This window comes from Enterococcus sp. AMC1623 (assembly GCF_058216495.1).
Genome location: NZ_CM177096.1, coordinates 908,960 through 930,500, shown reverse-complemented (window position 1 = coordinate 930,500; position 21,541 = coordinate 908,960). Strand labels below are relative to the sequence as shown.

20 protein-coding genes are annotated in these 21,541 nt (G+C 33.3%); 13 read left to right on the top strand and 7 right to left on the bottom strand.

Annotation, left to right across the window (positions count from 1 at the left end; genetic code table 11):
• Positions 1 to 70: 70 nt before the first annotated feature.
• The 5 genes from AC4BC7_RS04650 to AC4BC7_RS04630 all read left to right on the top strand — a co-directional run bounded on the left by AC4BC7_RS04650 (position 71) and on the right by AC4BC7_RS04630 (position 4,839).
• Entirely contained in the window at positions 71 to 592 is a 522-nt protein-coding gene (locus tag AC4BC7_RS04650; protein ID WP_490503987.1) for a cyclase family protein, read from the top strand.
• Positions 593 to 683: 91 nt separating this feature from the next.
• Complete coding sequence (locus AC4BC7_RS04645; RefSeq protein WP_490503986.1) at positions 684 to 1,514, top strand: exodeoxyribonuclease III; 831 nt, start codon at positions 684 to 686, stop codon at positions 1,512 to 1,514.
• A 43-nt stretch (positions 1,515 to 1,557) separates the two neighbouring features.
• On the top strand, positions 1,558 to 2,685 hold the full coding sequence (locus tag AC4BC7_RS04640) for a M20/M25/M40 family metallo-hydrolase (protein ID WP_490503985.1): 1,128 nt from the start codon (positions 1,558 to 1,560) through the stop codon (positions 2,683 to 2,685).
• A gap of 296 nt (positions 2,686 to 2,981) precedes the next feature.
• Positions 2,982 to 4,379: a Y-family DNA polymerase gene (locus AC4BC7_RS04635; RefSeq protein WP_490503984.1), complete on the top strand. Its 1,398-nt coding sequence runs from the start codon at positions 2,982 to 2,984 to the stop codon at positions 4,377 to 4,379.
• Positions 4,339 to 4,839, top strand: a complete 501-nt coding sequence (locus AC4BC7_RS04630) for a hypothetical protein (protein ID WP_207940723.1) — start codon at positions 4,339 to 4,341, stop codon at positions 4,837 to 4,839. Before AC4BC7_RS04635 ends, AC4BC7_RS04630 begins: the two co-directional genes overlap by 41 nt.
• A 115-nt stretch (positions 4,840 to 4,954) precedes the next feature.
• Here AC4BC7_RS04630 and AC4BC7_RS04625 read toward each other — a convergent pair whose 3' ends face one another.
• The 6 genes from AC4BC7_RS04625 to AC4BC7_RS04600 form a co-directional block, all read right to left on the bottom strand.
• Complete coding sequence (locus AC4BC7_RS04625; RefSeq protein ID WP_207940722.1) at positions 4,955 to 5,497, bottom strand: TetR/AcrR family transcriptional regulator; 543 nt, start codon at positions 5,495 to 5,497, stop codon at positions 4,955 to 4,957.
• 22 nt (positions 5,498 to 5,519) lie between these two features.
• Entirely contained in the window at positions 5,520 to 6,380 is an 861-nt protein-coding gene (locus tag AC4BC7_RS04620) for a phytoene/squalene synthase family protein (protein ID WP_207940721.1), read from the bottom strand.
• A complete protein-coding gene (locus tag AC4BC7_RS04615; protein ID WP_207940720.1) occupies positions 6,370 to 7,857 on the bottom strand; it encodes a phytoene desaturase family protein in 1,488 nt (495 codons plus the stop codon). Before AC4BC7_RS04615 ends, AC4BC7_RS04620 begins: the two co-directional genes overlap by 11 nt.
• Positions 7,854 to 8,522, bottom strand: a complete 669-nt coding sequence (locus tag AC4BC7_RS04610) for an ABC transporter ATP-binding protein (RefSeq protein WP_207940719.1) — start codon at positions 8,520 to 8,522, stop codon at positions 7,854 to 7,856. The genes AC4BC7_RS04615 and AC4BC7_RS04610 overlap by 4 nt, the downstream gene beginning before the upstream one ends.
• 10 nt (positions 8,523 to 8,532) lie before the next feature.
• Positions 8,533 to 9,597 (bottom strand): ABC transporter permease, encoded by a 1,065-nt coding sequence (locus tag AC4BC7_RS04605; RefSeq protein WP_490503983.1) that lies wholly within the window; start codon positions 9,595 to 9,597, stop codon positions 8,533 to 8,535.
• A 610-nt stretch (positions 9,598 to 10,207) separates the two neighbouring features.
• A complete protein-coding gene (locus tag AC4BC7_RS04600; RefSeq protein ID WP_490503982.1) occupies positions 10,208 to 11,083 on the bottom strand; it encodes a MurR/RpiR family transcriptional regulator in 876 nt (291 codons plus the stop codon).
• Between the two features lie 216 nt (positions 11,084 to 11,299).
• Between AC4BC7_RS04600 and AC4BC7_RS04595 the strand changes: the two genes are divergently transcribed.
• Positions 11,300 to 12,274, top strand: a complete 975-nt coding sequence (locus AC4BC7_RS04595) for a Gfo/Idh/MocA family protein (protein WP_490503981.1) — start codon at positions 11,300 to 11,302, stop codon at positions 12,272 to 12,274.
• An 11-nt stretch (positions 12,275 to 12,285) separates the two neighbouring features.
• Positions 12,286 to 13,311 (top strand): NAD-dependent epimerase/dehydratase family protein, encoded by a 1,026-nt coding sequence (locus AC4BC7_RS04590; RefSeq protein ID WP_207940716.1) that lies wholly within the window; start codon positions 12,286 to 12,288, stop codon positions 13,309 to 13,311.
• 97 nt (positions 13,312 to 13,408) lie between these two features.
• Here the strand turns inward: AC4BC7_RS04590 and AC4BC7_RS04585 are convergent, their stop codons facing one another.
• Positions 13,409 to 15,325 carry a BglG family transcription antiterminator gene (locus AC4BC7_RS04585; RefSeq protein ID WP_490503980.1) on the bottom strand — a complete coding sequence of 639 codons (1,917 nt, stop codon included), beginning with the start codon at positions 15,323 to 15,325 and terminating at the stop codon, positions 13,409 to 13,411.
• A gap of 123 nt (positions 15,326 to 15,448) precedes the next feature.
• Here AC4BC7_RS04585 and AC4BC7_RS04580 point away from each other — a divergent pair, with 123 nt between their 5' ends.
• The 6 genes from AC4BC7_RS04580 (at position 15,449) to AC4BC7_RS04555 (ending at position 21,494) form a co-directional block, all read left to right on the top strand.
• Positions 15,449 to 15,760 (top strand): PTS sugar transporter subunit IIB, encoded by a 312-nt coding sequence (locus AC4BC7_RS04580; RefSeq protein WP_207940714.1) that lies wholly within the window; start codon positions 15,449 to 15,451, stop codon positions 15,758 to 15,760.
• Positions 15,761 to 15,776: 16 nt separating this feature from the next.
• Positions 15,777 to 16,997, top strand: a complete 1,221-nt coding sequence (locus tag AC4BC7_RS04575; protein WP_490503979.1) for a PTS sugar transporter subunit IIC — start codon at positions 15,777 to 15,779, stop codon at positions 16,995 to 16,997.
• A gap of 20 nt (positions 16,998 to 17,017) precedes the next feature.
• Complete coding sequence (locus AC4BC7_RS04570) at positions 17,018 to 17,383, top strand: PTS lactose/cellobiose transporter subunit IIA (protein ID WP_207940712.1); 366 nt, start codon at positions 17,018 to 17,020, stop codon at positions 17,381 to 17,383.
• Positions 17,376 to 18,812: a glycoside hydrolase family 1 protein gene (locus AC4BC7_RS04565; protein ID WP_207940711.1), complete on the top strand. Its 1,437-nt coding sequence runs from the start codon at positions 17,376 to 17,378 to the stop codon at positions 18,810 to 18,812. The genes AC4BC7_RS04570 and AC4BC7_RS04565 overlap by 8 nt, the downstream gene beginning before the upstream one ends.
• Before the next feature lie 267 nt (positions 18,813 to 19,079).
• Positions 19,080 to 19,868, top strand: a complete 789-nt coding sequence (locus tag AC4BC7_RS04560) for an IclR family transcriptional regulator (protein ID WP_207940710.1) — start codon at positions 19,080 to 19,082, stop codon at positions 19,866 to 19,868.
• A gap of 21 nt (positions 19,869 to 19,889) precedes the next feature.
• A complete protein-coding gene (locus AC4BC7_RS04555) occupies positions 19,890 to 21,494 on the top strand; it encodes an ABC transporter substrate-binding protein (RefSeq protein ID WP_207940709.1) in 1,605 nt (534 codons plus the stop codon).
• Positions 21,495 to 21,541: the final 47 nt, after the last annotated feature.

The following is a 21,541-nucleotide window of genomic DNA, read 5'->3' as shown; positions in this document are numbered from 1 at the left end:
GTACATAAGTATTGATTCTGTACAACTTTCATAAGTATAATAACATCTATCAGATAAGTAGGTGACTAGTATGAAAATCATTGATTTATCCACCCCATTATTTACAAATATGACAGTTTTTCAAGGAGATCCAGCAGTGAAAATTGAGGTCATCCATACGCATGACAATGAAACGTGGGAGCTACGACATCTAAGCATGGGGTCACATACAGGAACGCATGTTGATGCATTTTCGCATATGCATGAGGGAGCAGAAAATTTAGATGAGATACCTCTTGAAAACTTTTATGGAGAAGCCCAAGTCGTTAGTATAAATCAGATATGGCCTCAGAAAACAGGATTGTTTTTTATGGAAGAAGTGGGCACAGAAGAAGTAAATAGAATTGTAGCCTCGAATCCAAAATTCATTGGTGGAAACATCACAGAAGAATTGGAACGTGCTTTATTAGGTAAAAAAATCATTACTTATACGGGATTAGTTAATTTAGAAAGTTTACCGAAAGGAAGTAATTTTATGTTCTATGGCTTCCCTCTAAAAATACAATCAGGAGATGGGTCCCCAGTCAGAGCGATTGCGATGGTAGAAGATTAACTGATAACAATAGTGTAGAAATCTTGTAGAAAAACGACTATTAACGTATGCTAACTAGAGAACATAATTTTTTATAGCGAGGAGAATGACATTGAAACTTATTTCATGGAATATTGATTCATTAAATGCGGCATTAACAAGTGATTCTGCCAGAGCAGTATTATCACGAGGGGTAATGGATACGATTATCAATTTGGATCCAACAGTTATTGCGATTCAAGAAACAAAACTATCTGCTAAAGGTCCGACAAAAAAACATATCGAAATTTTAAAGGAAAACTTTCCTGAATACCAAATAGTATGGAGAAGTTCCCAAGAACCGGCAAGAAAAAGTTATGCAGGTACAATGTTTTTATATAAAAATCATTTAGAACCAAAACTGCATTTTCCTGAAATTGGTGCGCCAAGTACGATGGATTCAGAGGGGCGGATTATTACCCTTGAGTTCGATCAATTTTATTTAACACAAGTGTATACACCGAATTCTGGAAATGAATTAGTTCGTTTGAAAGAAAGACAAATTTGGGACGAAAAATATGCTGCATATTTAGCTTCTTTAGACAAAGAAAAAATTGTTTTAGCGACGGGCGATTTTAATGTGGCACATAAAGAGATTGATTTAGCTCATCCGGATAGAAATCGTCTTTCAGCTGGTTTCACAGATGAAGAACGCCAAGGTTTCTCAAACCTGTTGTCATTAGGTTTCACAGATACATTTCGTTATTTGCATGGAGATGTAACTGGTCAGTACAGTTGGTGGAATCAGCGAGTAAAAACAAGTAAAATTAACAATTCTGGTTGGAGAATCGACTATTGGTTAGTCAGTGATCGTGGAGCAGATAAAGTAGTTACTTCTGAAATGATTGATTCAGGAGTACGACAAGATCACACACCACTATTACTCGAAATTGCTTTAGACTGATTGAAAAAAATTTGATGAACGTTTAATCATGAGGAGGAATACGATGATTAATAAAGAAAGAGCAATCAATAAATTTTTAGAACTTGTTCAAATTGATAGTGTTAGCTACCATGAACGTGGTGTGGCTGATTATTTGATTAACTATTTTAGTGAATTAGGTTATGAAGTTCTTGAAGATAAACTATCAAATGAAAAAGTTCCCTTATCAAATGCAGGAAATGTGATTGTTAAAATACCTGGGAAGGGTGCTTTAGCCAATCAAGAAACATTGATTCTTGAAGCTCATATGGATACCGTGGAACCTGGAAATGGGATAAAACCTTCTATTACAGAAGACGGGAAATATGTTGTTTCTGATGGTACGACTATTCTTGGTGCAGATGACAAGGCGGGGATTGCTCAAATACTAGAAGTTGAAGCAGTTTTGCGTGAGAATGACTTGTCACATCCTCCCTTAGAGTTTTTATTTACAATCTGTGAAGAAGTAGGTATTTTGGGTGCTTTTGCAGTTGATACAGAATTATTAGCAGGAAAAGTTGCGTTTGTTTTAGATGGAAAAGGCGGACCAGGAACAGCTATTATTGGTGGACCAGATTATTATGATGTTTCTGGAAAAATTATTGGTAAAGCCGCTCATGCTGGGATAGCGCCGGATTCAGGTATTTCATCTATCCAAGTGATGGCAGAGGCAATTTCAAATATGAATCTTTTGAAGATTGATGAAAATACAACAACAAATATCGGAAAAGTAATTTGTGACTATCCAACAAATGTTGTTCCTGAGATTACAACATTTGCCATGGAAATACGAAGTCTTGATCATGAGAGTGGTAAAAAACAGTTAAATCACGTTATTGAAACGCTTCAAAAAGCAGCAGATAAATTTGACGCGAAGTTAGAATATGACGTCGATCAAAGCTTATATGCATATCATCATGAAGACGATAATCCGGTAATTAAACGTTTTAAAGAAATGTGCAAACGGCATAATCTTAACTATCAAGGACTAGTAATGCGTGGAGGTACAGATGTTAGCGGTCTGACTTTTAATGGTATTGATGCCATTGTCCTAGCAGCAGGTGGAACAAATGGACACGAGCTACAAGAGCGCTTAATTATTGATGAGTTCTTAGAAAATATCCAACAAGTCATTTGGCTTGTTACGGAATAATTAGAAGATAAAAAATAATCTCGTAACCGTAAATACGTTATGAGATTATTTTTTTATAGATGGTTTCATGAAATTAAATGAATTACTTAGGAAATGGCTGGTCGGTTCTTCTTTTTTTAGATGTTCAAACGAATTTATAGAGAAAATACTCCATAGAGACTGTTCAAGCAGATAGAGATACTAATTACATAAGACCATGCATTGATAGTTTTTCAATGAGAAAATATCTTGACAAAACATACGAATAAGTGGTTATAATATACACGAACATACGTTTGTTTTACGAGGTGAGAAGTATGAAATTTGGAAAGAATCCTGAATTTAATTATGCTAAAGAACCTTCGAGAGATATTTTGTGTATTGATTGTAAATCTTTTTATAGTTCGGTGGAATGTGTAGAACGTGGTCTAAATCCGATTAAAGCGAAGTTAGTTGTAATGAGTTATCCGAGTGATAGTTTAACAGAAAGAGGCAGTGGGTTAATATTAGCTAGTAGTCCAAAAGCTAAAGAAGCTTATGGTATTACGAACGTTTCAAGAGCTAGAGATTTGCCTTTTCCTTATCCAGATGATCTTGTAATTGCACCCCCAAGAATGGCTTTATACATGCGCAAAAATATGGAGATTAATAATATCTATAAAAAATATGCAGACGAAGCAAACCATCATGTATACAGTGTGGATGAATCATTTATTGATGTTACTGATGGGTTAAAAATGTACGATGTATCGAGTGCTTATGAACTGGCACGATTGATTCAATTGGATGTTCATGAACAGATGGGATTGTACACAGCGATTGGTATTGGCGATAACCCTTTATTAGCTAAACTTGCGCTAGATAATGAAAGCAAACACAACAGCGATATGAAAGCTGAATGGCGTTATGCATCAGTGCCTAAAACTGTTTGGAAAATTGCATCTTTAGAAGAGATGTGGGGGATTGGTAGACGAACAGCTATGAAGTTACGAAAAATGGGGATTAAAACAGTAGATGATTTGGCACATAGTAATTATTATCAATTAAAAGAAAAAATGGGAATTTTAGGAACGCAACTGTACGCTCATAGTTGGGGAATTGATCGGAGTTTTTTAGGTCAAACGTATCAGCCAAAAAGTAAGTCTATCGGAAACTCGCAAGTGCTTCCACGAGATTACACACAAAAAAAACAGCTTGAAGTAGTTATCAAAGAAATGGCTGACCAATTAGGAACTCGTTTACGTCGAGAAGGGGCAAAAGCACAACTTGTTTCTTTATGGGTTGGTTTCAGTTTAGGCTACACAGATTGGACGGGTAAAGGTGGCTTTCATCAGCAAGTTCGTATACCTGCGACAAATACAACAAAAGAGTTAGTAACTTGTCTATTAACCATTTTTGAGAAATATTATAAAAATCAAGATGTTCGCAATATAAGTGTGAATTGCAGTGATTTAATCTATACAACTTCTTTGCAACTCAACTTATTTGAAAAACCAGAACAACAAGAACGTCAAATAAAAACTGATTTAGTCGTAGATACGATTCGTCATAAATTTGGATTTGGTTCTATCGTTCATGCGCATTCATTATTAGAAGGAGGTCGTGCTATTGCACGTTCTAATCTGGTTGGGGGACACGCAGGAGGTTTGGCAGGTATTGAAGGAGTGAATACACATGATAGTCAATCAAAAACGAACGAAAAAGGAATTTCATGAATACAATGACTATCATGATCGTCCATTTGGTTTAAAATGGGGCACAGCTTTTGCAATGGAAGAGTTGATGACCAGTATTCATACAAACGAAGAATTTGCTGTAAAGGACAATCAACCTTTGGAACAAATGTCTCAAGAAGAGATTGACTTGTTGTTAGTTGAATCATTCACCTATTCGAAAGAAGTGGAGATTCAGCTAAATAGCAGGGATGAATTTGGACGTCTTTTAGACAATGTTACGGGTTTCTTTTTAGGTGAAGTGTCTGACGATTATCTTATCATGGATAATCAAAAAATATTTTGGGAAGATGTTCGGCATATTCACATTAAAAATCCAGAAAAATGGTTTGAAGTTGACGTATTTACAAATGATTCTCAAAAGAAAGAAGTCTTAACTAAAGAATACGTAGAATATATTGTTGATGACAGCTATCAGCCTTTTTTTGAAGAACTTGATTAAATAGTGTGATAAGTTTTTTTCAACCATTTATACTTACTGAAAATTCTGTTTAATTGGGAAACAAAGATAAATCCAAATAAGAGGTTATATGTACATAGCCTCTTATTTGGATTTATTATTCAGACTGGTATATCCCATGTAAGTATAAATAGATTCTTTTAGAGAAATCTTCACTTCTATCCGTGCTATCTAAATATGCTGCCATCAATATAAATAATTGGCTTACTGCAAAATCAATATCCACTGAATGTCGTAGATGATTTTTATTTTCTTGTAGTAGCTGGATAAACGGAGATTTATACGACTTTAAAAACAATTGATACAGTTTCATAGAAGTTTCTGTAGATACTGTATGCTGTATATCATGCATCATTACAAATAAATTAAAAGGATGCTTGGCTTTTAAAAATTCAACCATATCTAATAATTTTATCTCTAAGGTAGAATTTGATGCGTTTGCAATTTTTTTTAAGTTAATCTCTACGTCATTTGATAAACGCAACATAACTTGATAGTAAATATCTTCCTTTTTTTTAAAGTGATAGTAAATTGTCGGTTGTGTTACGCCCAAAATTTGTGTGATTTGTCTGGTAGATGTAGCTTGATATCCTTGAGTCATAAACAGCTGTTCGGCTACATCTAAAATTTCTTCATACATAAAATCACCTGAATTCTTAATTCTACATGTTTCCTTTTAATGCATGAATTAACTCAATCTTTCTACGAGTACTAACCACGTGTTTCTTTTCATAAATATTATAGTGATTTCTTCTAATTTCAGGGAGTAATTCTTTGTAAATCATAAGTGCACTTAAGAGTGCGTGACGTGCGTCATTTGCAATAAAAGGAATCATTTCTAAGGATTCATTATACAGTTTTTCTGCTTTTTTTGCTAGTGCTTCCCAAAGATTAATAAAATTGTCTGATATAATTTGTTTTTCTAAATGTGTTGTTGTAATTTGGTAACGAAGCATATCTTCTTTCGGAAGATAAATTCTACCTAAACGATAATCTTCGCCAATATCTCGCAAAATATTTGTCAGCTGCATTGCTTCGCCTAATTTTTTTGCGGGTGTGATAATTTTAGTTGGGGTAGGAGATAGCACAGGTAGAAGCATTAATCCTACACTACCAGCTACATAATAGGCATAATCTAATAGTTCTTGTTGTGTTTTTGGTTGTTGAAAATTCAAATCCATTCGTTGCCCTATTAACATATCATAAAAGGGGCGGATATCCATTGGAAATTCACTAAAAACGGCCTCTAAAGCTAGCCACATTGGATGATTGGGAACTGATCCAGCTTCAAATAATTCTAATTCTTGAAAAAGTTGTTGTAATTTTTGAGCATCTTTCTCTTCGTCTACTATATCATCAGCTAATCGACAGAATGTATAAATGGCATAAATACTTTGAGCTTTCTTTTTTGGTAGTTGAGAAAAAGCTGCATAGAAAGACTTTGAATGTTGTTTGATAGTTTGTTCGCAAATTTTAAATGCTTGTTTGCGGTCTTCAAAAATATTTTGCTGATTAAGTTTCATCTCTAACTAACTCCTCTACTGCAAGTTTTGCACTTTGCATAACAATGGGAACACCGGCTCCTGGATGGGTACTACTACCACAAAAATAAAGATTGTTAGCATAATTAAATTTGTTATGCGGACGATAGTAATTACTTTGAGCTAATGTTGGTTTTAAACCAAATGTTGCACCATAATAGGCATTGAAATTTTTTTCAAATTCTTTTGGCGTATAATAGGTTTCCATGACAATATGCTCATCAATGTCTTTAAATACCGAACGCTCCTTTATTAATTCAATCATTCGATTACGGAATAATTGTATACTATCTTCTGACCAGTCTTGATATTTAGATAGTTCTGGCACTGGTACTAAAACATATAAGCCTTCTTGATTTTCTGGAGCCAACGTATCATCCATTAAAGATGGACGATACAAATAAAATGATGGGTCATCGGGTAAGATGCCATCTTCAAATAAATCATCAATATTTTTTTTGAAATCATCTGCAAAATAGATACTATGCAATGTATTGTCGGGATACTTCTTATCTAACCCTAAGTAAAGCAAAAAGCAGGAGCAAGAATAATCCATATTAGCAATTTTTTTATTCGTATATTTTCCGCGTTGCTTTTCATTTGGAATCAAATGTTGCATAGCATAAGGAAAATCAGCACCGCAAACGATGGAATCTGCTTCAATAAAATGGTCAGCCACTTTAACTCCTATTGCTGTTTTATTTTCAATAACTATCTCATCAATAGGTTCCCCATAATGACAAACACCTCCAAGTTTTTTAAATAATTGATTCATTGAAGTTGCTAAGGTATACATACCACCCTTAATAAAATAAACTCCATAAAATAACTCAATCATAGGAATAATTGTATATAAAGAGGGACCTTGGTAAGGTGAAACACCAATATATAAAGTTTGAAACGCCAAAGTTTTTCTTAAACGCTCGTCTTTAACAAATTTTGAAATAGACGAATAAGCATCACTAAATGTTTTCAAGCGTAGACCTGCATATAACGACTTTGGATTGTAAAAATCCCAAAAATTTCGAAAGGACCGTGTAATAAAATGCTTTTTGGCAATCAAATATCTTTGATAAATACTTGCTAAAAAAGCAAAGTAACCTTTTGCGTCCTCCTCGGATATAGATTCTAATGATTGCGTTAATTCTACTAAATCGTTAGAAAAAGCTAACGGATCTTCATTGCGAAAGAATAATTTCAACATAGGATCTACTTTTTCCATCGGAATATAGTGATCGGGATTTTCTCCACAAAATTCAAAAATTTCGCGATAAATTTCAGGCATCATCACAATGGTTGGTCCAACATCAAACGTAAAGCCACCTTGTTTGATTTGATTCATTTTCCCACCAGGTTGATGTTCTTTTTCGTATAGATGAACATTGTATCCTAATTTTTGTAAACGAACTGCAGCAGAGAGGCCTGCTACGCCAGCTCCTATAACGATTATTTTTTTCATAGTTTTTCCCTTCTGGTTAATACACCATCTTTCATAATAAACACACGGTCACAAAAGTCAGTCATTCTTAAATCATGCGTGACCATGATGGTGGCTTTTTGTTTTTGTTTCGTTTCGTTCGCCAGTATTTCTACTACTTCGTATGCTTTTTCTGTATCCAAACTGGCTGTTGGTTCATCTGCTAAGATAATAGAAGGATCATGATACAATGCACGAGCAATTGCCACTCGTTGCCGTTCACCTCCAGATAATTCTTCAGGGTATTTATTAACTAATTTTTCAATACCTAAATCTTGAAATAATTGATTTTCTGTATATTTTTTTTTGCGAACTTTGTCTACTAAAACTAATTGATCTTGTACTGTTAAAAAAGGTATCAAGTTTGAAGCTTGTAAAATAAAACCAATTTCTTTAAATCGTATTTTTGCACGTTCTTTTTCTTTTTTATCACTAAAAGATTGATTGTTAATTAATACTTGTCCTTTACTAGGAGATTGTAATCCGCCCGCAATCGTTAGAAAAGTACTTTTTCCTGATCCTGATGGACCAATTATCGCAACAAATTCACCTTTTTCAACAGAAAAATTGGTTTCTTTTAAAGCTTCGATTGTATTTGCTCCATCTTTAAAAATTTTTTTCACTTGCTGAAATTCAATTTCACTCATATTTTCACTCCTATCCAATAGCTTTTAAAGGATCAATTTTTACTACTGCTCGCACAGAAAAGAAGGCACCTAAGATAGCAAAGAGTACCATTAAACTACTAATTGCTGCTAAAAAACTACTATTTGTTTCAAAAGGTACTTGAGCTGGTAGGAGATAAGACGTGCCAGTAGTAGCCAATAATCCTATTCCTACACCTAAAAATGCTAATATAAATGTCTGTGAAATGACTGATCTAGCAATATACGTACTCGAAATTCCTTGTGCTTTCATCACCCCGAAAATATCTGTTTTTTGCATCGTTAAAACATAAATAAAAATGCCGATTACAATGGCAGCAATGATAATTAAAAAACCAATCATAAAACCAAATGTTAGCACTTGTGCGTTATAGCCAGGCAAATTATTGATAAATGTAGCAATAGATATTTTCTCTAAGTTATCAGGCAGATTGCTGACTTTACCTTTCGTTACAATTGCGTTAATTGGTACATCTTCGGACTGATTTCCGTTTTCAAAACGAATTTCTTGGTATGTCTCCATAGAAATATAGAAGACTGGTGCAACATTGAATTTAGCATTTTCTATAAACCCAACTATTGTTAATTCTGTATTACTTCCAGATACCTTTAATTGATCGCCAATCTGTAAACCATATTGCTTTCTTAGACTGTCATCAACGACTGATTCATTTTTTGTTTCAAACATTCTTCCTGTTTCAATTTTAGGAACTAAAAATTGGTCAGGTGAAATGCCAAAAAAGATAGTGTTAATTGTCTCTTTTGTTCCTTTTTTTGAAACGACAGCAGGGAGTTGTGCAAGAATCGCTTTTTCTTCTGCGTTGACTTCCTCGTAAGTTTTGATAGGAAACATTGACATATTTAAATTATCGTTAGCGTCTTCGGCAATTAAAATATTATCTGCTTTCCACTGGTCTACTGCGTTTCGATTATCTTGTGCTAATCCGTATGCTAAGCCAGTCAAAAAAAAGACAAGATAGGCGATTAAAAACATGACACCTATCACTAAAAAATAACGTAACTTGGAATGCTTAATTTCTCTTAGAGCTAAAAACATCAAATTCTCCTTTCTACTTATCAGTTGATAAGTAGATTCTAGCACAAATATAATTAGATAGTAAATTATCTGCTTTTTATTAAAAAGATAGAGATTTATTTTGTTTATTACTGTTATTTTTTTACCTCGTAAAATAGTTAGTAAGAAAGATTGACTCTGTTATACTTAATAAGTACTTGTTTCTAGAAAAGTTGGGAAAATGGTTATAAATCCTTTGATATTATGTAGAACGTAATAATAGAATTCATTCTTTTTCTAATTGTAAAAAGAGGATTAAAGAAAATAATGGAGGATTAATTACGATGAAAAATGTAATTTTATTAGATAATTATTTGAAGGAAAAGAGGATGTAACATTTAAAAAAAGTGATGGAATGATACCCTAAAGGAGTTAGATAAAATAAATCTCACAAAATTAAAGAAAAAAGACTAAATAACTGAAGTAGTTACTTAGTCTGCACTAGCTAGTAAGAATTTTCGATAATAACTTTTAAAAATTCAAACAGCGATAATCTAATTTTTGCACTGTTGTATTAAGAATAAAAGTATGATAGCTCCAAGAAAGTATCTCTTGATAATCAGCGTTTTTTCGATGCGAATTTTTTAGTGATTTAATCACTAACAGTATTTTCTGAAAGAATTCCCTGCTCTAAAAGCGCATGCTTTCTTTTTAAATTGACAAGATTTTTTTTAAATTCTTTCGCATATAAAATTGAAAAAATAGTATCTAATAGATATTGAAAGGCAATTTGCGAAGAAAACGTGCCTATTTTTAAAAAATCATATTCATTTTGACTGATACCAATAGAAAGAGTGGCTAAATCATTGAGTTCTGAATGAGGATTACCAGTTAATAGGATTGAAGGAATTCGTTTTTCTTTGAAATAAGTAAGAATTTTAAAATGCTGAGTTGATTTGGCCCCATAAGTAACAAACAACGCACAATCTGTACTATTAAGATTTGCTGCAGTCCATGCTTCATCTGCATACTCATCAGCTACAATTAAAAACTTATTTATTTTAATCATTTTATTTTGAAAGCTGCGGGCACGAATTTGAGAATCGCCTTTAGCAAAGAGAAAAATACGGTTCGCTTTTGTTAACATATCAGCTACTTCTTCTAAAACTGCTCCATTCACTTGAAATTGCGTTAATTTGATGGTTTCAATTGTTAAATCGGCCATCTTTTTAGCAATTTGATCTGGAGAATCATTTGGTTCGAATGGAAAATTCACATCCACTTGCTCTTGTGTGTAGAGTTTACTATAAGCGGCTTCAGATAGTGCAATTTTAAAATCTCTAAAACCTTTAAAGTCTAGTTTTTTAGCTAATCTGACGACAGCAGAATGTGAGGTATAGGTTTGTTTGGCAATTTTTTTTATGTCGATAGTAGGAATTTGTGTTAGATTTTCTAAAATATAGTCGGCAATTTTTTGTTCGTTACTAGTGAAATTTTCTTGATTTGTTAACTGTTCAATGATTAACATCGCAGTAACCTCCTTCTATAAAACTATCATATACTATTTTTTCTATTCATTCATGGCAATATTTCTTTAGATGAACAAATTGTTCACTAAATATATATAAAAGTCCAATTTTTATGAAAGTTTTGACCAATTAATTGAGAAGAACTTTTAAAGCATAGAAGACCTAGATATACTACATATATATTCTATAAGAAACAGTGAAAGTGGAGGAAGACAATGAAATTAGCTATATTTGGCTCCGGGATGATTGTACAAGATTTTTTAACAATAGCAAAGGAAATACCTCATTTAGAACTGCACTCAATTTTAGGAACAGAGCGTTCATTACCGAAAATCAAAGAATTAGCAAAACAATACGGCATTCAGACATTCTATACAGATGTTGACAAAAATTTATTAGATGATGAAGTAGATACGGTTTATATTGCCTTACCAAACCATCTGCATTATTCATTTGCTAAAAAAGCTTTAGAAAATGGCAAACATGTTATTTGTGAGAAACCTTTTACGTTAACACTTGCTCAATTAATTGAGTTAGAGCAACTAGCTAAGCGTAAAAATTTAATCTTAATCGAAGCGATAACCAATCAATATTTATCAAACTATCAAGAAATCAAAGAAAACTTAGCTTCAATTGGTGAGATTAAATTAATAGAATGTAACTATTCACAATATTCTTCTAGATATGACTCGTTTAAACAAGGCATTATTTTGCCAGCATTTGATCCGCAAATGGGCGGAGGCGCGTTGATGGATATCAATATTTATAACATTCATTTTGTTGTGGGAATAATGGGAAAACCTAAAAAAGTAACCTATTTTGCCAATAGTGAACGACAAGTTGATACTTCTGGTGTCTTAATTTTAGACTATCCGCATACGAAAGCGGTATGTATCGGAGCGAAAGATTCTTGGACACCGTCTAAATCAGTCATACAAGGGACGAAAGGCATCATTACTGTAGAAAGTCCTGCAAATACGGTAGAAAATTATAAAGTGACACAACGAGATCAAGTCTCGCAACTAATGAATAAGAACAAACATAACCATCGAATGGTGGAAGAATTTTTACATTTTGTCAAAATAATAGAGAAAAATGATTTTGATGAAGCTAACAAACGGATGGAACATTCAAAAATTGTCATGCAAGTAGTTGAAGAAGCGCAAGCTAGTTTGAAATCTGAAGTATAAGGAGGAAAAAGATGCAGAATATTCTTATTATCGGGGGAACAGGAACGATTTCTTTACCGACAACCTTGAAGTTATCTGAAAATCCACAAAATAGAGTGACAGTTATCAATAGAGGATCAAAAAATGATCAGTTACCTTCAAATATAACAGTAGTCAAAGGTGACATTAACAAGCCTGATGAAATTCAAGAATGGTTAGCCGATAAACATTTTGACTCGATTATTAATTTTGTTATTTTTAATCCAGAGTCTGCCCAAAAAAATAGTCAACTTTTTAAAGAGCACACCAATCAATTTGTCTATATTAGCACAGTTGCTGCTCTCAATCATCAGAATAATTGTCTTGTGAACGAGGAGTCTACTTATGGCAATGAATTTTCCAACTATGGGAAAAATAAAGCTGCAGCAGAAGCACTTTTTTTAGAGGAATTTCATACCAATAATTTCCCGATTACGATTGTTCGACCAACTCAAACGTATTCAGAAGATAGAATTCCCCTCAGTATTAAAGGGAAGAATTGTTGGAGTGTGGTGCAACGAATGATTGCAGGAAAAGAAGTAATTGTTCATGGAGAAGGACAATCTGTTTGGGCAAGTACGCATGCGTCCGATTTTGCGGAAGGAATTTATCCTATAATAGGTAACACACAAACGATTGGTGAAATTTATCAGATTATGAATCCTGAACCGCATACTTGGGATATGGTGTATCAATATTTAGCCGATGAATTAGCAGTTGAGTATAAACCTATCTATATACCAACTGATTTTCTAAAAGAATCTACACGTTATAACTTTTCTGAAAGCATTCAAGGAGATAAAAGATGGTCCAATATATTTGATATTTCTAAATTGCTCTCAATAAATCCAACCTTTACATGCAAGATATCTTTAAAAGAAGGCTTGCAAAAATATTTAGAGCATATGGATGCACATCCTGAATTAAAAGAAGTAGATGAAGAATTTGACAGCTGGTGTGAAGAAACAATTACCAACTTTAAAGTGGTAAAAGAAAAATTTTTAACTTCTTTTGATTAGTGGAGTGATTGATTACTCTTATCCATACGAAAATAATTGACTTCAAATAAGATAACCAAAAAGCTAAACGATAAAAAAATTCGTTTAGCTTTTTGGTTTAATTAGATGTACAGCATTCAATCAATTCTTTAGTGAAGGAATCGAAAGAAGTGATTTGACTCAATTTCTGTATATTGTTTTCTTCGGAACAAATCATGGCTAAATTATCAAAAATTTCTCTAAAAACATGTCGATTCAAGTAATTAATTGATATCAAAAAAATAAGAGTGACTCGGTTATCATGCCATTGTATGCCGTTGGGATTAGCAACAATTGAAATACAAGTTTGTTTTGCATTCATAGTCAAAGAATGCGGAATTGCCACAGCTCCGTATGCGGTAGATGAAAGTTCCTCTCTGGCCATTACTTGTGAAAAAAAGGATTCATCTACCATACCGTCAGCCTCCATTTTTTTACATAATTGTTGTAATAATTCATCAAAGGCTAAATTTTCGGTCGTGTATAAAAAGTGTTCTTTACTAGCTATGGATAGAAAATTTTTGGAGAAAATATCTTTGCGTTTTTGCTGTTTGATGTCAAATATTTTTTCTGTAATTTGCTGTCTGTTTTCTAAAGTAAAAAAAGGATTAATGATGACATAAGGTATAGTGACTACTTGTTTTAATTTTACGGCAGAAATAATCAGCTCTGTATCAATAAACTGCAATTCTTTTTCATTTGTAAGAATATTTTGGATATCTAAATCATCAGCAAAGTTTTTTTGTAATTTTTCTAAGACTTGAATATTCATATTATAGTAAAGAGGAACTAAAACGACACATTTTATTTTTGTCGTTCGCTGTTTTTGTACTTCCAAAGCATAACCTAAATGAAAGGCGATATAAGCAATTTCATCTTCATTAATAGTGTAAGCCAATTCTTCTTGAATCATGTGGGAGACTTGAACCGCACAATCATAAATGAGCGGACATTCTTTTTTTAATGTTTCCGTCATTGGATTTCTAATTGTATAGTCATTGTTTAATCGATAAAGTAAATTTTTCATATGCAAAGCAAAACGAATATAAAATTCAGGCTCTGTATTATCAATAAAATACAATTCACGCACTTTAGTTAAAATTTTTTCTACTAAATTTAAACAGCGTTCGTCTATAATTCGTTTTAACTCTTCAATCGAAATTTGTGTAAAATTGATGTTTGTTCCATTGGCAGCAATCAATAACGAGAGATCTCTTATTTCTTCTTTAGAAAAATAAATATCGTAGTGTAAAGAAACATTTTCAGCGATTTTCTCCGCGATTTCAAGAATAGATATAGGAATAGATTGAGAAGAAATCATCTCTGATTTAGGAAATTGAAAATTATTTTTCATTCGATCGATTGCTATTGCCAAATGAATAACTATATTTGTTAACGCATAATCATTCGTAAAAAAGGCGTCATTAGAAAAAATTTCTGCCACAATTTCTTTAATGTAGTCCAAATCAAAATCAGAAAAACTTTCCTGCAATTTGGTAATATCTCCAAAATTATTATCTAATTCGGCCAACAAAGTTGTATGGATTAGTTGGCGTTTAGCTTTTTCTGTACCTAAAAGCTGTAAGGTATTCTTAGTATATTTGATTTCAAGCGAGTGACTAGAGCATTTCTTTTTCAACAGCTTTATATCATTTAATAATGTTGATTCACTAATAAATAACTCTTCAGTCAATTCGTATATCGAAATTGGTTGTTCAATGGAAATAAGTTTCAATAATAAATAAGAAATTCTCTCTGCTCGTGTTTCAGGAACATTCACTTCGGTATTATCCAAGAATGCTGCCAACTTATTAGAATTTACTCGATACCCTTTATTGGATGAAACGACTATTTGTGGTGCTAATAGTTGGATATCTGCTACATAAGATTTAATCGTTCTCTTAGACAACGCGAATTGAGCAGCTAATTGATTAGAAGAGACCCAAGTATGTTGTTCATTTATATATTGTAAAAGTTTGATATATCTTGTTTTCAATTAACATCCTTCTTTCTTTCACCCCTATGGTGCAAAAAAATATTTGTTTCACCTTGGATAATTTCTTATAGTATACCTATAAATGATAGCGTTATCAATAAAAGGATAGAAAGAGGAATTGCAATGAAAAAAATGAATGTCTTATTAGTTTGTGGATCAGGTGCAAGTTCAGGTTTTATGGCGGCTAATATTCGTAAGGCTGTTTCTTCACAAGGTTTAGATATCAAGATTACAGCTAGAGGAGAAAGTGAAATTGAAAACTACATTGATGAGATTGATGCGTTGATGGTTGGTCCGCATCTAGCTTATATTCTTGATGAGGTGGAGGAGTACATTGGAGACGCACCAGTCAAAGTTATTTTAATGAAACCAGAGTACTATGCTACATTGAATGGCGAGCAAGCATTAACACATCTACTAGAAGAAATGAAATAAGGATGGAGGAAGAAATATGAAACCATTTATTAATTGGCTTGAGGGGAGTTTTACTCCTCGAATGAATAAAATTAATCATAATACATGGATTGTTACTTTAAAAGATTCTATCATGCAAGCTTTACCATTGATTTTTTTAGGTTCGTTATTTGCAATGTTAGCTATTTTAAATGATTATTTTCCTAGTTTACCTAATTTTTGGGTATTGTATGGTTGGACAATGGGAATGATTTCTTTAATTATTTCATTTTTAATTCCATTTAACTTGATGGAGAAAAAAAGATTGAGAAAACAACGAATCAATGCGGGTATGTCAGGAGTGATTTTGTTTTTAATTATTATTTCGCCACAGGTAATCGCAGATGGTCAACCTGGATTTTCCCATAGTGCATTAGGTGCTGGAGGAATGTTTGTTGCGATTATCTCAGGACTATTTGCAGGGTTTGTTTTAAATATGTTTGGTAAGTTCTCGTTCTTTAAAGAAGAATCTGTTATCCCAGATTTTGTTAGAGCTTGGTTTGATGCAATGTTACCAATTGGCATTGTAATCATTGTAGGTTGGTTGTTAGTCGATTTGCTTAAATTTGACGTTTATAATTCAATATTGGCTATTTTTATGCCATTGCAAAATGTTGTCGAAACACCTTGGGGCTTCTCATTAATGATGTTTATTGTGTGTTTCCTCTATTCTTTAGGGATTTCTACTTGGGTGTTGACACCTGTAATAAATCCAGTGTTATTGACTGCGATTCAAGCAAATATAGACGGTACTTCACAAAATCTAGTAACTGATCCAACAATTTATTCTGCTTATTTATGGATTGGTGGGATTGGTTGTACAATGCCCTTGGTCTTTATGTTGATTCGTTCGAAGTCAAAGAAATTAAAAGCCTTAGGAACAGCATCTATTTTACCAACATTTTTTAACATTAATGAACCGATTGTATTTGGAGCCATTGCATGGAATCCGTTGTTAATGATTCCAATGTGGTTACAAGGAATTATTTTACCCCTAGTTGTATGGTTCTTTACTAAAGTTATCGCATTTGCACCGATACCTATGATTAATTTTCAAATGTGGTATTGTCCATTTCCTATCTCGACTTGGTTAACTACAGGAAGTATCTCAGGGATTTTGTTAATGCTGATCATATTTGTTATTTCAGCAGCAATATGGTATCCATTTTTCAAAACGTATGAGAAACAAGAATGTGAAAAAGAATTGAAAGAAATTTAATTAATTTAGAGGTGAGAGATATGGTAAGTGAAGGTACTGTTCAAAAAGCAATGCAGATTATTTTATTCTCTGGCGATGCAAGAAAAAACTGTATGGAAGCATTAAAAGCGATAGAAGTGAGTGATTTTGTTTTAGCTAAAGCTAAAATGCAGGCAGCTAATGAACAAATTGTGCAAGCGCATCGCGTGCAGACGGATGCGATTTCGGCTGAGACTTCTGGAGAAGCGGGTGAGTATTCTGTTTTGTTTGCTCATGCCCAAGATACATTAATGACAATCTATAGCGAAATTAATATAGCGAAACGAATGATACAAATTTTTGAAACGTATGAAGAACGTATTCAGCGATTAGAGAAGAAGATGGAAGGTAGGGAAAATAATGAATAAAATACCTAATGGATTTCCGAAAGACTTTTTATGGGGAGGAGCCATTGCAGCAAATCAAGCGGAAGGTGCTTGGGATGTTGACGGCAAAGGATGGTGTGTTGCTGATATTAATGAGTTTGTACCAGATGTTGCCTTAGATAAAAAGAACAATATGGAAATAACAAGTGAATATATTAAAACAGCGATGTCTAGTAATGACCGCATATTCCCTAAACGAAAAGGTATTGATTTTTACCATACGTATAAAGAAGATTTAAAACTACTTTCAGAATTAGGGTTAAAAACATTCCGAACATCCATTAATTGGTCACGTATATTTCCTAATGGAGTGGAAGAAGAGCCGAATGAAGCGGGGCTAAAATTTTATGATGATTTATTTGATGAAATTATTCATAATGGGATGGAACCAATGATTACAATGTCTCATTATGAAATTCCTATTCACTTAACAACTGAATATTCAGGGTGGTATTCAAGAGAAGTCATCGATTTTTTTGTTAAATACGGAAAAGTATTGTTAGATCGATATCATGAAAAAGTTAAAAAATGGATTATTGTGAATCAAATTAATTTAATTATTCATGAATCGTTTAATCATTTAGGAATTGCTGAAGATAAAGTAGATGATTTACTTTCGGCTAAATATCAAGGTGTGCACAATGAGATGGTAGCAAGTGCTCTGATTACTAAATATGCTCACGAAAATTATCCTGATAATGAAATTGGTATGATGCTTTGCGGTGGTCCTTCTTACGCAGCATCCAGTAAAGCGACCGATGTATTGGCAACATTAAAATTAAATCAAATGGAATATTTTTATGCAGATGTCTTACTTCGTGGCTATTATCCCGGCTATGCGTTTCGTTATTTTGCTGATAAAGGGATTCAAGTTGAATTTGGAGAAGGCGATGAAGAAGCATTAAAAAATACGGCTGATTTTATGTCATTTTCGTATTACTACACACAAATTGTCGATCAAGATTCTTATGACAAAGATTTAGGACCTCATCGTAACAAAGAGTTGCCAGCAAATCCTTGGGGGTGGACGATTGACCCAATTGGACTTCGAATTCTATTGAATGAATTTTATGATCGTTATCAATGTCCAATTTATATTACTGAAAATGGGATTGGCTATTTTGATAAATTAGAAGATGGCCAAATTCATGACGACTATCGAATTGATTATCTTAGAATGCACATCGCAGAGATGAAAGAGGCAATTAAAGATGGTGTCGATTTACGAGGCTACTATGCTTGGGGACCGATTGATATTGTTAGTTGTTCTTCCAGTGAAATGAGTAAAAGATATGGATTTATTTATGTAGATATCGATGATTACGGTAATGGGAGTGGCAAACGTTTGAAAAAAGATAGTTTTGAGTGGTATCAAAAAGTTATTTCTAGTAATGGAGAAAATTTAGAATAAAAAGATAAGGCAACAACGAACTTGATTAAAAGTCGTTGTTGCTTTTTAGTTTGTTATAAAAGCGGACAACTGCTTGACTATTTTATATATATGCACTGATTATTACTAAAAAAATTTATTGTTAGGAATGTTGATATAACTAGGTTTCTAAAATGATTATGATAGTTATGTTAAATAATGTGAAGTTTTTTCACATCAAATAGGTTTACTTGATGAGTAAATTATGATAATATTCAGAAAATTAAATAAATGAAACGGTGGTTCGTTATGAGAACCATTTTAGAGGAGGGACCTAAAATTTTAAGTAGTGTACAGCTTTCATTACAAGTAATGAAATGTTTTACCGTTGAAAAACCGGTATGGGGTATTAGGGAACTAGCGCGTGAGCTTGATCAAAGTCATACGAAAATTTTCAGAATATTAGAGACAATGAAAGAAGAAGGTTTTGCGGTTCAAAATCCTGAAACGAAAAAATATAGTTTAGGAACTCCCTATATTGAGTTAGGTAACTTAGTGAAGAAACAGTTTAATGTGGAAGAAGAGTTGCGTCCATGTATGATTGAACTTCGAGATGCGTTAGATGAATCGATATTTTTCACTGTTATCAATCAGCGCCAGGGGAAAACTCTGATTGCTGTCGATTCACAACAAGGTGTCAAATTTACGGCATTTGAAGGAAGTTCAGAACCTTTATATGCAGGAGCTTCTTATCGAGCAATTTTGGCATATCAGAGTCCAGAATTTATTCAAGAAGTATTGTCAGAAGAAATGTTTCCTTATACAGAAAAGACGATTTTAGATAAAGAAGTCCATTATGAAAAATTGGCAGAAATCAGAAAGCAAGGCTATGCCATTTCTTATGGGGAATATACACGAGATGTTTGTGCTATTGCCTTTCCAATTAGAGATGCAAGTTCAGAAGTTCGGGCATCTTTAACCATTTCTGGTCCCCTTTATCGAATTTCAGAGGAAAAACAACAGGACGCATTGAACATAGGTAAGGTCACTCAGGGCAAGATTGAACATATTTTAAAACGATCCAATATCTATTTTTAAGAAAAGAAAGAGGGAGTACAAATGAAAAAGAATTTTAAAGCATTGATGCTTTGCTTTGCAGCAACAGCGCTATTGGCGGCATGTGGTGGCGGTAAAGATTCAGGAACAGAAGCAAGCAAGGGCACAAACACACTTGATCGACCATTTGTCTATGTAGCACAGCAAGTGGTAGGGTCAATTGATCCTGCAAAAGTAATTGATGAAACAGAAATTATTGCGGCAGTCAATTTATATGATCCTTTATTCTATCCCGATACGGCTAATGGCAAAATGGATCCAGTGCCACATCTAGCTTCAGAATATGAAGTATCAGAGGATGGTTTGGTGTATACGGTGAAATTAAGAGATGATGTAACCTTCCATTCAGGAAATCCATTTACAGCAGATGATGTAGTGTATACAATGCAGCGTATGTTGGCGATAGGTCAAGGAAATTCTTGGTTGTGGAACAATGTATTAGATGCTGAAAATGTGAAGAAAATTGATGATTATACCGTTGAATTTACCTTAAACAATGCGTATGCGCCATTTATCTCTTCAATGACACAATTATTTATTGTGGATAGTAAACTGTTAGAAGAAAATACCACAGGCGATGATTACGGACAAGCTTATTTAGAAAATAATGAGGCTGGTTCAGGACCTTATACATTGTCAAAATGGGATCGTGAATCACAAATCGATTATAAAGCGTATGAAGATTATTGGAAAGGTTGGAAAGACAATCAATACAAAGATGTTCAAATGAAAATTATTACAGAAGAAGCAACTGTTAAAACATTGCTTGTTTCTGGACAAGCAGATATGGTTCATCAATGGTTGAATGTTTCAGCCTATAAAGAATTTGAAAGCAATGACAAACTAGTCGTTCAAAAAGATCCAAGTGCAAAACTTCAACATATTCCAATGAATATGCAAAAAGCACCAACTGATGATGAGAATGTTCGTAAAGCAATCGCAGCGGCATTTGATTATGATTCAGCGAACAAGGATATTTTAGGAGATTCAACACAAGCAGTTGGTCCAGTTCCAATTGTTGTTACTGGAAACAATCCTGATGTGACAGTCTTTAAACAAGATTTGGAACAAGCGAAAGAATACTTAGCTGCTTCTAAATACGCAGGACAAGATATTTCAGTAGACTTTATGATTATGGGTGAAAATCCAGAGCAACGTCAATTTGGACAACTGGTATCAGATAATTTATCGAAAATTGGGATTAAAGTAAATATTGTAAATGCAACATGGCCACAAATTACTGAAGCGGCTACTTCGGCTGAAAAAACACCAAACTTAACTTTAATTTCTGATTCATTGAAATATCCTCATGTAGATAGCCACACTTATGGTATTTATCATCCTTCTACACAAGGGAGCTTCCGTACAATGAGTTGGTATGATGATGAAGAAACGACAAATATTTTGGATGAAGCAAGAAAAGAGATTGATATAGATAAACAACTTGAGCTATATAAGAAAGCACAAGAAATTATTACAGCAAAAGCACCATCAATTTATGTAGCGAATCCTACACATAATATTGCTTATGCAAATTATGTTGATGGCTATACTTTTGTTGGATTGATGGGTTATGATATTGCCTTTTACAATTTGAGCATGAAATAAGAAAGTTGAGACAGAAAGGTTTTTTATCAGTTACCTATGATAAAAGC